Genomic DNA, 12,616 nt, shown 5'->3' on the forward strand with positions numbered 1-12,616 from the left:
GGGCGCCTCCGGCGCGCGCGAGGGGGCGCGGAACCGCCACATGCGCGGTTCCACGGCGGGCCGCGAGCGGCCACCGGACGGGCGTGAGCCTGGCCCCGCCCCTCAGTCCTCGTGCCCCAGCTGCAGGTCCCGCTCGGTCCTGCCGCCTCCGGCGACCTGGAGCACCGTGGCCACCGGCGGGTACCCCGCGGCGATCACGGTGTACTCACCGGACGACAGATCGACGAACCGGAATGTTCCGTCGGGCCCGGTCGTCAGGGTGTCGACGACGTTGCCCGCGGCATCGAGCAGTGTCACCCGTGCGTCCTCGACCGGCCGGCCGTCCCCCGCGCGCACGGTGCCGCGCAGTACCGCGCCGCCCGCGAGTTCGACGTCCTGCCGGGTCTCGCGCGACGCCTGCACGGTGACGGGCAGGGCCGCCGGGCGGAACGCGGGCGCGCTGGCGGCGAGGGTGTACTCGCCGGCCACCAACTCCGCGATGACATAGCCCCCTTCGCGTCCGCTGCGGGTGCCGGCCACCACCTCTCCGTGCACATTCGTCAGCGTGACGGCGGCGTCGCGCACCGGCGTGCCGTCCGCCGTCAGCACGCTGCCGGCCAGCCGTCCGGCACCGCCGAGGACGACGTCCAGTTCGACGGGCCGCTCCCCGACGGTGACGGAGACGGCCTGCGGCTGGTGCCCGCCGGCGGCGGCGATCAGGACGTACGAACCCGCTCCCGGCGTGGACAGCGCGTAGCGTCCGTCCTCTCCGCTCGCACCGCGTCCGATCTGCACTCCCCCGACATCGATGAGGGTGAGCGCGGCGCGTGGCACGACGGTGCCGTCGGGGTGCTGGACCGTGCCGCAGACGGGCACTCCCGCGACGTAGGGGGAACGTGCCTGCGGTACCTGGGCCGCCGGCGGGTGCTCGGCGGAAGCGTTGTGGGACACCAGTGGTTTCTCCTTGAGGAAGAAGGCGATGAGCAGGCCGAGAACGATGACCGGCACGAGGTAGAGGAAGATCCTCGGCATGGCGTCGGCGTACGCGGCGACATAGGCGTCGCGCAGGGCCGGCGGCAGTGCGTGCACGAGCTGCGGGGTGATCGACTCGGGATCGGGCAGCCCGGCACCGGCACGTGGGGGGAGGCGCTCCTGGAGGGCGTCGGAGAGCCGGTTCGCGAACAGGGTGCCGAAGACGGCGGCGCCGACGCTGCCGCCGATCTGCCGGAAGTAGTTGTTGGCGCTGGTCGCGGTGCCGAGGTCGGCCGGGCGCACGGAGTTCTGCACGGCGAGGACCAGGACCGGCATCACCATGCCGATGCCGGCGCCGAGGACGGCCATCCAGACGCTGTACTGCAACCGCGATGTGTCCATGTCCAGCCCGGACAGCAGCCACATGCCGACGGCGGCCAGGGCGCTGCCGAGGACGGGGAAAATCCTGTAGCGGCCGGTGTGGCTGATGAGCTGTCCGCCGACGATCGAGGCGCCGACGATCCCGGCCATCATCGGCAGCATCAGCAGTCCGGACTCGGTGGCGCTCGCCCCGTCGACCATCTGCAGGAAGGTGGGCAGATAGCTGGCGGCGCCGAACAGCGCGACGCCGACGACCAGCCCCACGAGGGCGCTGACGTTGAAGACGGAGTCGCGGAACAGCCGCAGCGGGATGAGGGGTTCGACGGCGAACCGCTCGACGACCAGGAAGAGGACGCTCGCGAGCACCGCGCCGGCGCCCAGCCCCAGGATGACCCGGGAGCTCCAGGCGTACTCGGTGCCGCCCCAACTGGTCAGCAGCACCAGGCAGGTCGACGCGGCGGCCAGCAGCAGGGTGCCGAGCACATCGAGCCGGGCCTTCACGGTGGGCCGGGGCAGTCTGAGCACCGCGGTGACGACGGCCAGGGTGACCAGTCCGAAGGGCACGTTGACGTAGAAGCACCAGCGCCAGGAGAGGTGGTCCGTGAAGTAGCCGCCGAGGAGCGGTCCTGCGACGGAAGCGAGACCGAAGGCGGCGCCGATGATGCCCATGTAGCGGCCGCGTTCGCGGGGCGGGACGATGTCGGCCATGATGGCCTGCACACCGATCATCAGCCCGCCGGCGCCGACGCCCTGGACGGCCCGGAAGGCGATCAACTGGTCCATGGTCTGCGCCCGTCCGGCGAGCGCGGAGCCGATGACGAAGACGGCGATCGCGAACTGGAAGACGCGCTTGCGGCCGAAGAGGTCGCCGCCCTTGCCGTAGACCGGCAGTCCCACGGTGGAGGTCAGCAGATACGCGGTGATCGCCCAGGACATCCGGTCCAGGCCGTGCAACTCGCCGACGATCTTCGGGAGCGCGGTGGCCACGATCATCTGGTCGAGGGCGGCGAGCAGCAGTGCGAGCATGAGCCCGACGAAGACCAGACGCACCCGGCTCGGGCTGAGCGCCGTGGAGGGCGCGGCGCCGGCCGGCTCACGGGGAGCGTCCGGGACCACGGGCCGTACGGCCTGCTCGCCCGGCAGGTCCAGCTCCAGGTCCACCGCAGTCGTCCCGCCCACGTACCGCTCCCCTCGTCGCGTCTGCGCCGCCCATTTCTCGCATTCCACGACAACTGGGATCAAGCGCGACGAGTCGCCCGTGAGACGTACCGTGTGAAGGTATCCGCCGGTCGGAAGCCCTACGGCGTACAACCGCGCCGAGACGAAAACCACCCGAATCGGTGAGCGCGGGAATCAGCGGGTCGACCGGCGGCACGCGCTCCGGGGGCTCGGGACGTGGGATCCGCGCCCCCGGACCGCGCCGGGACCGCTGACGGCGCACACGGGGTTCCGCCGTGCGCGCCCGGTGGCGTACGGGGTGTCACTTCTCCACTTCGGAGGCCAGCCTGGCGAGCACCGCGTCGTAGATACGGCCGAGACCCTTGGGCGCGAAGGTCCTCTCGAAGAAGCCGCCGATGCCGCCCGCGCCCTGCCAGGTGCTGCTCACGACGACCCGGGACCTGCCCTCGCCCGCCGGGGTGACCCGCCAGGTGGTGACCATGGAGGAGTTGCGGTCCTTCTCGACGAGTTCGCCGTCGGTCGGCTCGGTCACCTCCAGGAGGCAGTCACGCACGCGCTTGCTGGTGGCCTGGAGCTTCCAGTGCACGAGGGTGCCTTCGCCGTCGCCGCCCTCGCGGACCTCGTATTCGCTGAAGTGCTCGGGCAGCAGTTTCGGGCGGGTGCCGCTGTAGTCGGCGAGGGCGTCGAACACCGTCTCCGCGTCCGCCGCGATGGTCCGCTCCGTCGTGGCCTCGACCTGCGCCATGACTTCCTCTTCCTGTACGTGTGAGTGGGGGGCGTGCGCCATCCCATCACACTCGGGGGACGGCGCCTGACGGCACATCGGTTCGGGACCGTCGCGCCGACGCCGCGTGCCGCTACCGCCTGCGGAGATCCGGCGGTCCGGCGAGGCATTCCTCGAAGAAGGCGAGGGCGCGCAGATGGTACGCACGCGCCGCCCAGCCCAGGCTGATGTTGTGGCCCGCGTCCGGCTGGTGCTCGACGCGGACGAGGGGTGCCGCGGCCAGTCTGGCGCAGAGGTCGGCGATGTCGCGTTCGCCGTGCAGCCACCACGTCTCGTGCTCGGCGAAGGTCAGCCGCACGGGGATGCGGATGCGCGGGGCCAGTTCCTCGAACATTGCGGACCAGCGGGCGACTTCGTCCGCCTCGCGGTCCGGCATGGGAGCCACCAGGGCTCCGAGGGAACGGAAGGTGTCCGGTGGATACAGTCGCAGCGGGCCCCAGGTGCGCCGTCTGTCGACGCGACGCCCGACCCAGGCGAGGTCGGCCGGCTCGAGATCGTAGCGGTGGCCGCAGCCCGACACGTCCAGGGCGAGCAGAGCGGCGGCACGCGCGGCCGTCATCAGGGCGAGTTTGCCGCCGTAGGAATGGGCGAGCAGGAAGAATCCGGCTCCCGTGGCGTGCCGGGAGGCGAATCGCTCCAGGACCGCCTCGAGCACCTCGGCCTGCTCGGCGAGGGTCTGTCCGCGGGGCAGCTGCTCGGCCGACAGGCCGTAGCCGGGGCGGTCCACGGCCAGCACCGTGAAACCGAGACGCGCGCCGAGCGTGAGCAGGGACAGGTCGGGATGGGCCTGCCCGTCGAAGTAGCCCGCTGTCATGCCGCCGCCGTGCACGGCGACGACGGTGGCCTTCGGCTGCCCGTCCGGCGGCTCGGACAGCAGACACGACAGGGTCACGCCCGCGGCCTGCAGGGTCAGCCGGCGGACACCCGCTGACAGGGTCGGCGACGGTGCCATCTGCGGCACCACTCCAGTGCGTTGCATACATCCGTTATGTCGCATTCACCGACGAGATGACGGCGGACGCGCCGACCTCCGGCCGCGTGAGCACGCCGCTCGGAGCAGAGGGGGCGCGGCTGTCCTGCGGCAGCGGACCTCGACCGCGTGCCCTCGAAGTTCGCGCGGGCCGGGTCGCTCGCTCTCAGCGGCGCGCCGTTGCGACAAGGCGTCTCAGCGCGGCGTGGGCGGGTGGGCCCCAGGTGGGCTTGCCGCCGGGGCGCCCGCGGAGACCGGCCTCTCCGATGAGGATGCCGCCGAGGGCTCGCAGCACCGCCCAGCCACGGGCGCGGCGCAGCGTCGCGGCGTCCGCCGCCGGCTGATAGGCGTTGTGGAAGAGGTCGCCGGCGTCGTCCGGCAGCAGGATCCAAGGGGCGGCGAGGTCGCAGGCCGGATCGCCCGCACAGAGGTCGCCGAAGTCGATCACACCGCAGAAGGTGCCGTCCGCGGTGAGGATGTTGGCCGGATGCAGGTCACCGTGGAGCCAGAGCGCCGGACCCGCCCAGTCGGGCGCGGCGGCGGCGTCATCCCAGACCGAGCGGACGGCGTCCGGATCAGGGATGAGACCCGTCTCCGTGGCCGAGGCGAACTGCTCGGCACGGTCGGCCAGCGGCCCCCCACGGCCGTGGCCACCGGTGGGAGCGTCGTCGGGGGCAGGTCGGTGAAGAGCCGTCAGGAAAGCGGCCAGGGCCTCGGCTGCCTCTGCGGCGCGTGTGGCGGGGGCGCGGTCGGCGGGCGCGCCGGGCACCCAGGTGGTGACGATCCAGGGGCGGGGAAACCGCTCGGAGGGCTCGCCGAGGCGCTGCGGGACAGGGACCGGCAGGGGAAGGTGCGGGGCGAGGGAGGGCAGCCACGCGTGCTCCTTGCGCAGCAGCAGGTCCGCAGCCTGCGTCGCCCAGGGGAGCCGGACGGCCAGGTCGTCGCCGAGCCGCCACAGCTGGTTGTCCCACCCGCGCGCGCCGAGTCTCACGGGACGATCGGCCAGGTCGGGGTGCTGGCTGTGCAGCAGATCCCGGACGAGCTCAGCGGTGATCTCGGTCTCGACGTGAGTCATGCAGAGCCACGGTAGCGGACGGTGACCAGCCCACCCCTGACGCCCTCACCGCACGCCGCTCGGAGCAGACGCAGCGCGAGACCGCAGGTCAGGGGCAAGCATTCACTAATTCGAACGATCACTCGAATCCCCATCGCGATCAAGGGAACATCTGTTCTATTCTGTGGTCAGTGCTACCGAGGAGGCGCCCATGCGCTGGGACCATCTGGCCGAGAACCCCGCCCCGGCCCGCAACGCCGCACTGTTCGACGCGGACGCGGTGACCACCCGCACCTTCGACACCCCGGAGTTCCGGGGCATCACGTTCCACGAGGTCCGCGCCCGCTCGATCGTGAACCGGGTACCGGGCGCCTCCCGGATGCCGTTCGAGTGGACGGTCAACCCCTATCGGGGCTGCACACACGCGTGCGTCTACTGCTTCGCGCGCAAGACGCACAGCTATCTGGACCTCGACACAGGGCTCGGCTTCGACAGCCAGATCGTGGTGAAGGTCAACGCACCGGAGTTGCTGCGGTCCCACCTCGGGTCCCGGCGCTGGCACGGCGAGCACATCGCGATGGGCACCAACGTCGACTGCTACCAGCGCGCCGAGGGCCGCTACCGGCTCATGCCGGGCATCCTCGCGGCCCTGCGCGACCGCGCGAACCCGTTCTCGATCCTGACCAAGGGCACCCTGATCCTGCGGGACCTCGAACTGCTGAAGCAGGCCTCACAGGTCACCGACGTCGGCATCTCCGTCTCCGTCGGTTTCGTCGACCAGGAGCTGTGGCGCACCGTCGAACCGGGCACCCCCGCCCCGGAGCGCCGGCTGGACGTGGTGCGCACCCTGAGCGAGCACGGCATCGGCTGCGGTGTGCTGATGGCGCCGGTGATCCCGTTCCTGGGCGACCACCCGGCCCAACTGCGTGCCACCGTAAGGGCGATCGCGGCCGCCGGGGCCACCTCCGTGACACCGCTCGTCCTGCATCTGCGACCGGGCGCCCGCGAGTGGTTCATGGCATGGCTGGAGCAACGGCATCCCTACCTCGTGCGCCGTTACGAGCGGCTGTACGCGGAGGGCGCCTACGCACCGAAGTGGTACCAGCGACGGATCACCCGTCAGGTGCACGAACTGGCCGAGGAGTACGGCATCGGTCCCACACGTCCGGGGATGCCGCGCCGGATCCTTCAGCCCGAACCCCTGACACCGGAACCGGCGGCGGCCGGCGCGACCCAACTGTCGCTCCTCTGAAGGCCTTACGGGCGCCCTCTGACGGCGCTTCAGTGGGCCGCCTCGCGGTGTCGGTGAGAGTTCACGCTGTCCGCCTGTCCCCTCGGATCGGTGGGCCCGTCGACCGGCACTCACCTCTTCCTCGAACTGGCGTGCGCAGCATCCGTGTGCTCCGGGCATGAGACTCTTCCGGCCTCGCGGCCGAGACGACGCCGAGCAGAACACGAGATCCCCGTTGGCCCAGGCCACGGCCCTGTACAAGGCCGGGCGCCATGCCGAGGCGGAGGCCGAGGCCCGCGCCGTGGCCGCGGCCAGGTCCCGGCCGCGCGACGACGTGTTCGCGCCCCTGGCGCTGGGCATGGCCGCGCTCGCGACGGGCGCGCAGGGACGCCACGCTGAGGCCTGTGCCGGATACGACGCACTGCTCCCGGTCTTCGGCAGGATCTACGGCGCCGAACACCCGCTGACCCTGAAGCTGCGCTCGGACCGCGCCCAGACGCTGAGCGCGCTCAGCCGGCACGCCGAATGCGAGGCGGAGTGCGCTGCCGTCGCCCGTGCCGCGACCCGCGGCACGGCGCCGGAGATGCCGCTCATAGCGGCAGCCGCCCGCAACGGACAGGTCTACGCCCTCACCGCACAAGGCCGTCACACGGAGGGCGAGGCGCTCGCCCGCGAGGCCCTCGCCGCCCATCGCATACCGGACCAGCTCACCCTGGTCCTCCGGCTCGGCCTGGCCCGCAGCCTCAACGGCCAGGCCCGCCACGACGAGGCTCTCGCCGAGGCGGAGCGCGCCGACGAGCTTCGCCGCGGCCTGCCCGACGAGGAGTGCCGCCCTGAGACCGGCGCCGTCGAACTGGCCGTGGCCACCGCCCTCCTGGGGCTGGGCCGCGGTACCGAGGCCCACACCCGGGCCGCGGCCGCCCATGATGCCTGTCGGGCCGCCTTCGGTCCGGACCACCGCCGCACCGTCGAGGCCCGGACGCTGCTCGACCGCATCGACGGCGCTTGACCGGGCGCACCGCGCCGGCGGCCGTGACGCTCAGCTGTGATTGAGCGCACCCGGCGATGGGCGACGCCGACGGGGCTCGAACCAACAATCTCGACCGCTTATATGAGCAATGCTCCATCAACTGGGCCACGTGACTTCGCGGTTGAGTTGCGCGGTACGCGCCCCGCTGGGCAGGTGGGCGAAGTGCAGGGCGCGGCACTCGGGCGGCGACCTGGCCGGGGGGATCGTCCTCCAGGCGCCCTCCCGGCGCATCCCTGACGCCACTTCAGGAGCATCCGAGCGCTTCCCGCGGCCCAATCGGGTCAACCACGGCCCCAACACGCCTTTCCCGGCGGGCTCTCCCGGGACCATGCGGCGAGGACCAGACACTCGTGGTCCGAACCCCTCCGCCCTGGGAGGCCTGACATGAGAACACGCGCAGCCGTGCTGTGCGGCGCCGCCGTCATGGTGGCCGGGACGCTCGCCGCCGTCCCGGCCGACGCGAGCGCACCCCGCGCACTGGACGCGCCGCAAGCGGCGCAGCCCACCTGGAAGAACTGCGGCATCACCAGCTATCCGGCGCTCCAGTGCGCGTCGGTGACGGTCCCGCTCGACTACGCGCGCCCGAGGGGACAGCAGATCACCCTGGCCCTGTCCCGGGTCCCGCACACCGCGAAGGACTACCAGGGACCGCTCCTGGTCAACCCCGGCGGCCCCGGCGGCAGCGGTCTGAAGCTCGCCGGATACGTGGCGTCCGCGTTGCCCAAGGCGGTGGCCGCGCAGTACGACGTGATCGGCTTCGACCCCCGGGGCGTGGGCAACAGCAAGCCCGCGCTGAACTGCAAGCCCGGCTACTTCAACCCGGTCCGCCCGGACTCGGTGCCCCGCCTGCCGTCCCTGGAGAGGGCCAACCTCTCCCGGGTCGCCTCCTTCGCCGAGGCGTGCGCCACCAAGTACGCGGGGCTGCTGCCGTACCTCGACACGGTCAGCGCGGTGCGCGACATGGACGCGATCCGGCAGGCGCTCGGCGCGCCGAAGCTCAACTACTTCGGCTACTCGTACGGCACCTACCTGGGAGCCGTCTACGCGAAGCTGTTCCCGCAGCGGGTGCGCCGGTTCGCACTCGACTCCATCGTGGACCCCACGGGCGTCTGGTACGAGGACAACATCCAGCAGGACTACGCGTTCAACGACCGCCACCTGGCGTTCCTTGCATGGGTCGCCAAGCACGACGCGAGGTACCGGCTCGGCACCGATCCGGCCCAGGTCGAGGCCAAGTGGTACGCGATGCGGGCAGCGCTGGCCAAGAACCCCGCCAAGAACACGGTGGGCGCCTCCGAACTGGAGGACACCTTCATGCCCGGCGGCTACTACAACGGCTACTGGCCCCGTCTGGCCACGGCGTTCGCGGCGTACATGAACGACGAGAACCCCGATCCGCTGGTGAAGATCTACAAGAGCATCGGCGCCATCGACGCCGCGGGCGAAAACGGCTACAGCATCTACACCTCCGTGCAGTGCCGTGACGCCTCCTGGCCGCGTGACTGGGCGCAGTGGCGCAAGGACACCTGGGCGGTGTACGCCAAGGCGCCCTTCATGGCCTGGAACAACGCCTGGTACAACGCGCCGTGCGCCTTCTGGAGGACGTCCTCGCTGCGGCCGGTGGACGTGGCCAACGACGCGCTGCCGCCGACGCTGCTGTTCCAGGCGACCAACGACGCGGCGACGCCCTTCCAGGGTGGTATGACGGTTCATCATCTGCTGCGCGGTTCCAGCCTGGTGGTCGAGCAGGGCGGCGGGAACCACGGCATCGCGCTGAGCGGGAACGCGTGCCTGGACCAGTACCTGGCGGACTACCTCACGGACGGCACGGTGCCGCGCGGCTCCGGGGACATCGACGCGGTCTGCCAGAAGCTGCCCGATCCGGAGCCGACGAGCACGAAGGCGGCCTCCGCCCTCGAACACGGCTCGACGCTGCACGGCCTGCTCGGTTTCCGCGGCTGAGCCGCCCGACCGACCCGTCGGGGGCGTTGTCGGACCCTTGGTCCACCATGGACCCATGAGTGAGCCGACCAGGATTCCCGCCCCCGACGGGGTCGCCCCCGCCGCCGCGTACACGCACGTCGTGATCGGCACCGGACGATTCGTCGCGATCTCCGGCCAGCTTCCGCTCGACGAGCACGGCGAACTCGTCGGCGAGGGCGACCCGGCGGCCCAGGCACGGCAGGTCTTCGAGAACCTGCGGCGCTGCCTGGCCGCCGCCGGGGCCACCTTCGACGACGTGGTCAAACTGACCTTCTTCGTCACGGACATGGCCCATATGCCGGCGATCCGCGCGGCCCGCGCCGCGTACATACCGGACGACCGGCTGCCCGCCGCGTCGGCGGTGCAGGTGGCGGCGCTGGTGCGACCGGAGTTCCTCATGGAGATCGAGGCGTACGCGGTGGCGGGCTGACGGTACGGACGTCTTTCCCCGCCGCCCCTGTCCATAGGGTGTGGCCATGGACCACCAGCCGCCACGCATCCGACCGATGACCCTCGCCGACTGCGATCGCGTCTCCGAGATACGCGTCCGCGGCTGGCGCTCCGCCTACCGGGGGCTCATGCCGCAGCCGTATCTCGACGCGCTGAGCGTGACCGCGGACGCCGAGAAGAGGCGCGCCCGCTTCCGCGACGACGGTCACGACGGTGTGGTGAACCTGGTCGCCGAGCGGGACGGCGAGATCGTCGGCTGGGCGGTGCACGGCCCGTACCGGGACGGCGACATACGCACCGCCGATGCCGAGCTGTACGCGATCTATGTCGACCCCGCCCATCTCGGGAACGGCATCGGGCGGGCGCTGCTGGAGACGTCGGTACGGCAGTGCGCGCCCTCGTATGCCCGTATGTTCCTGTGGGTCCTGAGGGAGAACGCGCGCGCCCGGCGTTTCTACGAGCGGGCCGGGTTCCACGCCGACGGCGCCGAGGAGCCCTACGAGGCGGGCGGCGTCGCCGTGCCCGAGGTGCGGTATTTGAAGGCTCCCCTTCCTTAAGGGAGGGGATTGTCCGCCCTCCAGGGCTGCGGGGATTTACGGCTCAGGCGGCCTCTGGGTCCACCGGACCAGGAGGTCTTACGCCCTCAACACCGTCCGGGCTCCAACCTGCCCGGACCAGCATCACGCGGGCGGAGTTCTTGTCCCTGGGGGACACGGCTGCGCACACGGTGCAGGCATACGTTCTCATCGAGAGAGGTAGTGCGTGCTTGGTTCTCGCTCCGCACTGCGCACAGTCCATCGTGGTGTGCGCCGGGTGCACCAGACGGACGTCTCGTGCGTGCTTAGTGCCCATCTCAATCAGGGCGCGCTTCGTCGCGGCGATCGCGGCATCGGCCGCCTTGCGGGCCATGGTGGTCTTCGCGAGGAACTTCGGCCGGAAGTCCTCCACCGCAACCCCGTCATGACCGCGCATCACGGACTTGGCCCACTTGCGGCCGGTGTCCTCACGCTGCCTCGCGATCTTCTTGTGCAACTTCGCCGCCTGCACCTGCGCCTGCCGATAGCCCGCGGATGCGGGCTGTCCCTTCGGACGCCGACGCCGGGCCATCATCCGCTGGTACTTCGCGAGCCGCTGCGCGGCCCGCTTGCCGTGCTCGCCATGCGGGAGGTCGTAGGCGTCGTCAGTGGTGGTAGCGGTCTCCTTCACACCCCAGTCCACCCCGAGCACGCGCCCCGTGGGGGCGAGCGGTTCGCTCGGCGCGGGGGCGACGAAGGACACGTACCAATGTCCGAGCGTGTCCTGGTACACGCGCACGCTCGACGGGTCGACCGGAAGCTCCCGCGACCACACCACGCTCACCACGATCCCGCCCGCAAGGTGCAGACGACCGTCTTTGATGCGAAAGCCGCGCCGGGTGTAGTTCAGGCTCGGCCGCGCCTCCCGCTTCTTCTTCCACCTGGGCATCCCGGCCCGGCGGTGCATCGCAACCCGGTCCTTGATGTCCTTCAGCGCCTTGGCGCGGGACGCGGCGAAGTCGCGAATCACCTGCTGCTGCGGCACGCTCGCGCCCTCAACCAGCCACGGCATCCCCCTGCGGGCCTCGGTCAGCATCTTGTCGAGCTGAGCCGGACCACACGTCAGCTTCTCACCGCCCGCTTTGCTCCGCACGTGGACCTGCTTGGACTTGGCCACGCATTCGTTCCAGATCCAGCGGCAGCGATCCCACTCGGCTTCGAGCCGGCGCCTGGCCGTGTTCGACAGGCGCACACGAAAGGTGTACCGGGCATGCCCAGTGTCCTTCGTGGTCGCTTCTGCCGTCATGCATCCGAACCTACCTGGGAGGACTGACAGTTGGGAACTCTTGATCATTGCGGGCGACATCACCGCCATACGGGGTGGACACCGGACCGCCCCGACGACGATCCGGCCATCCCTGCCCTGCTCCACACGAGTCCAATACCTCCCTGGCCTGAAGGCCGGCGCATCCTCGGAGGAACCCGATAAGGACTGACTGGCTGAGCGCTCATCCGGGCCGGGGAATGCGCGCCAGCGCGTGCACCGCGGCCTCCGCGAGCGCCGGGTGCGCGAGGGCTTCGTTCAGCACCGGCCTGGCCCGGTCGTCGCCGAGCGCGCCGAGTCCCTCCACGCAGGCCAGTGCCACCCTCCGGTAGGGATCGTGCGGCCCCAGCCTGCGCCGCAGGGTGGTGATCAACGTGGGCACGGCCTCGGGGGCGCGCAGCTCGACCAGCAGCCGTACGGGGTGCAAGGCGTAGGCGACGCGCAGTTCGTTCGTGGCGAGGGCGGCCGCGGCACGGGCGGTGCGCGGATCGCCGAGGCGGGCCAGGGCATGGGCGGCCGAGGCGCAGCGCGCCGGATCACGGTGGTTGAGCAACAGGACGAGCGCCTCGAACGCCCGCCGGTCCCCCGCCATGCCCAGCCGGAAGGCGGCCACCTCCCGGGCCCACAGCGGCCGGCCGGGCTCGGTCAGCACGGCGGCCAGCTCGTCGGGGTCGTCGGTCGCCATCAGCCGCTCGTACACCGCGGACCCGCCGGCCTCGGTCCGGACACGCTCGGTGAGGGATCGCGACGCTTCGTCCATGACG

Annotated in this window: 11 protein-coding genes; 5 read left to right on the forward strand and 6 right to left on the reverse strand. The window is 71.4% G+C overall.

Going from position 1 to position 12,616, the window contains the following annotated elements:
- Nucleotides 1-102: 102 nt before the first annotated feature.
- The 4 genes from ABZ904_RS18300 to ABZ904_RS18315 form a co-directional block, all read right to left on the reverse strand.
- Nucleotides 103-2,448, reverse strand: a complete 2,346-nt coding sequence (locus ABZ904_RS18300) for an MFS transporter (protein ID WP_361824473.1) — start codon at nucleotides 2,446-2,448, stop codon at nucleotides 103-105.
- Nucleotides 2,449-2,812: 364 nt separating this feature from the next.
- A complete protein-coding gene (locus ABZ904_RS18305) occupies nucleotides 2,813-3,256 on the reverse strand; it encodes an SRPBCC family protein (protein WP_359398150.1) in 444 nt (147 codons plus the stop codon).
- Nucleotides 3,257-3,368: 112 nt separating this feature from the next.
- Entirely contained in the window at nucleotides 3,369-4,274 is a 906-nt protein-coding gene (locus ABZ904_RS18310; RefSeq protein ID WP_359398152.1) for an alpha/beta fold hydrolase, read from the reverse strand.
- Nucleotides 4,275-4,431: 157 nt separating this feature from the next.
- Complete coding sequence (locus tag ABZ904_RS18315) at nucleotides 4,432-5,340, reverse strand: phosphotransferase (protein WP_361824306.1); 909 nt, start codon at nucleotides 5,338-5,340, stop codon at nucleotides 4,432-4,434.
- Nucleotides 5,341-5,530: 190 nt separating this feature from the next.
- Here ABZ904_RS18315 and ABZ904_RS18320 point away from each other — a divergent pair, with 190 nt between their 5' ends.
- From ABZ904_RS18320 to ABZ904_RS18340, 5 genes are all read left to right on the forward strand, one after another.
- Nucleotides 5,531-6,571 (forward strand): Rv2578c family radical SAM protein, encoded by a 1,041-nt coding sequence (locus ABZ904_RS18320; protein WP_359398156.1) that lies wholly within the window; start codon nucleotides 5,531-5,533, stop codon nucleotides 6,569-6,571.
- A gap of 157 nt (nucleotides 6,572-6,728) precedes the next feature.
- Nucleotides 6,729-7,559 (forward strand): tetratricopeptide repeat protein, encoded by an 831-nt coding sequence (locus ABZ904_RS18325; RefSeq protein ID WP_361824308.1) that lies wholly within the window; start codon nucleotides 6,729-6,731, stop codon nucleotides 7,557-7,559.
- 405 nt (nucleotides 7,560-7,964) lie between these two features.
- Nucleotides 7,965-9,542 carry an alpha/beta hydrolase gene (locus tag ABZ904_RS18330; RefSeq protein WP_360994475.1) on the forward strand — a complete coding sequence of 526 codons (1,578 nt, stop codon included), beginning with the start codon at nucleotides 7,965-7,967 and terminating at the stop codon, nucleotides 9,540-9,542.
- 55 nt (nucleotides 9,543-9,597) lie between these two features.
- Nucleotides 9,598-9,993, forward strand: a complete 396-nt coding sequence (locus tag ABZ904_RS18335) for a RidA family protein (RefSeq protein WP_359398162.1) — start codon at nucleotides 9,598-9,600, stop codon at nucleotides 9,991-9,993.
- Nucleotides 9,994-10,039: 46 nt separating this feature from the next.
- Complete coding sequence (locus tag ABZ904_RS18340; protein WP_361824312.1) at nucleotides 10,040-10,570, forward strand: GNAT family N-acetyltransferase; 531 nt, start codon at nucleotides 10,040-10,042, stop codon at nucleotides 10,568-10,570.
- 43 nt (nucleotides 10,571-10,613) lie between these two features.
- Here ABZ904_RS18340 and ABZ904_RS18345 read toward each other — a convergent pair whose 3' ends face one another.
- Nucleotides 10,614-11,834 (reverse strand): transposase, encoded by a 1,221-nt coding sequence (locus tag ABZ904_RS18345; protein WP_361824315.1) that lies wholly within the window; start codon nucleotides 11,832-11,834, stop codon nucleotides 10,614-10,616.
- A 202-nt stretch (nucleotides 11,835-12,036) separates the two neighbouring features.
- On the reverse strand, nucleotides 12,037-12,612 hold the full coding sequence (locus tag ABZ904_RS18350) for an adenylosuccinate lyase (RefSeq protein WP_359398166.1): 576 nt from the start codon (nucleotides 12,610-12,612) through the stop codon (nucleotides 12,037-12,039).
- Nucleotides 12,613-12,616 lie beyond the last annotated feature (4 nt).

The organism is Streptomyces sp. NPDC046900, assembly GCF_040644975.1.
Classification (GTDB): domain Bacteria; phylum Actinomycetota; class Actinomycetes; order Streptomycetales; family Streptomycetaceae; genus Streptomyces.

Excerpts from the sequence above, each read along its gene's own strand:
- ABZ904_RS18305 (WP_359398150.1), bottom strand. The coding sequence starts at position 3,256 with ATGGCGCAGGTCGAGGCCACGACGGAGCGGACCATCGCGGCGGACGCG.
- ABZ904_RS18310 (WP_359398152.1), bottom strand. The coding sequence starts at position 4,274 with ATGCAACGCACTGGAGTGGTGCCGCAGATGGCACCGTCGCCGACCCTG.
- ABZ904_RS18315 (WP_361824306.1), bottom strand. The coding sequence starts at position 5,340 with ATGACTCACGTCGAGACCGAGATCACCGCTGAGCTCGTCCGGGATCTG.
- ABZ904_RS18320 (WP_359398156.1), top strand. The coding sequence starts at position 5,531 with ATGCGCTGGGACCATCTGGCCGAGAACCCCGCCCCGGCCCGCAACGCC.
- ABZ904_RS18325 (WP_361824308.1), top strand. The coding sequence starts at position 6,729 with ATGAGACTCTTCCGGCCTCGCGGCCGAGACGACGCCGAGCAGAACACG.
- ABZ904_RS18330 (WP_360994475.1), top strand. The coding sequence starts at position 7,965 with ATGAGAACACGCGCAGCCGTGCTGTGCGGCGCCGCCGTCATGGTGGCC.
- ABZ904_RS18335 (WP_359398162.1), top strand. The coding sequence starts at position 9,598 with ATGAGTGAGCCGACCAGGATTCCCGCCCCCGACGGGGTCGCCCCCGCC.
- ABZ904_RS18340 (WP_361824312.1), top strand. The coding sequence starts at position 10,040 with ATGGACCACCAGCCGCCACGCATCCGACCGATGACCCTCGCCGACTGC.
- ABZ904_RS18345 (WP_361824315.1), bottom strand. The coding sequence starts at position 11,834 with ATGACGGCAGAAGCGACCACGAAGGACACTGGGCATGCCCGGTACACC.
- ABZ904_RS18350 (WP_359398166.1), bottom strand. The coding sequence starts at position 12,612 with ATGGACGAAGCGTCGCGATCCCTCACCGAGCGTGTCCGGACCGAGGCC.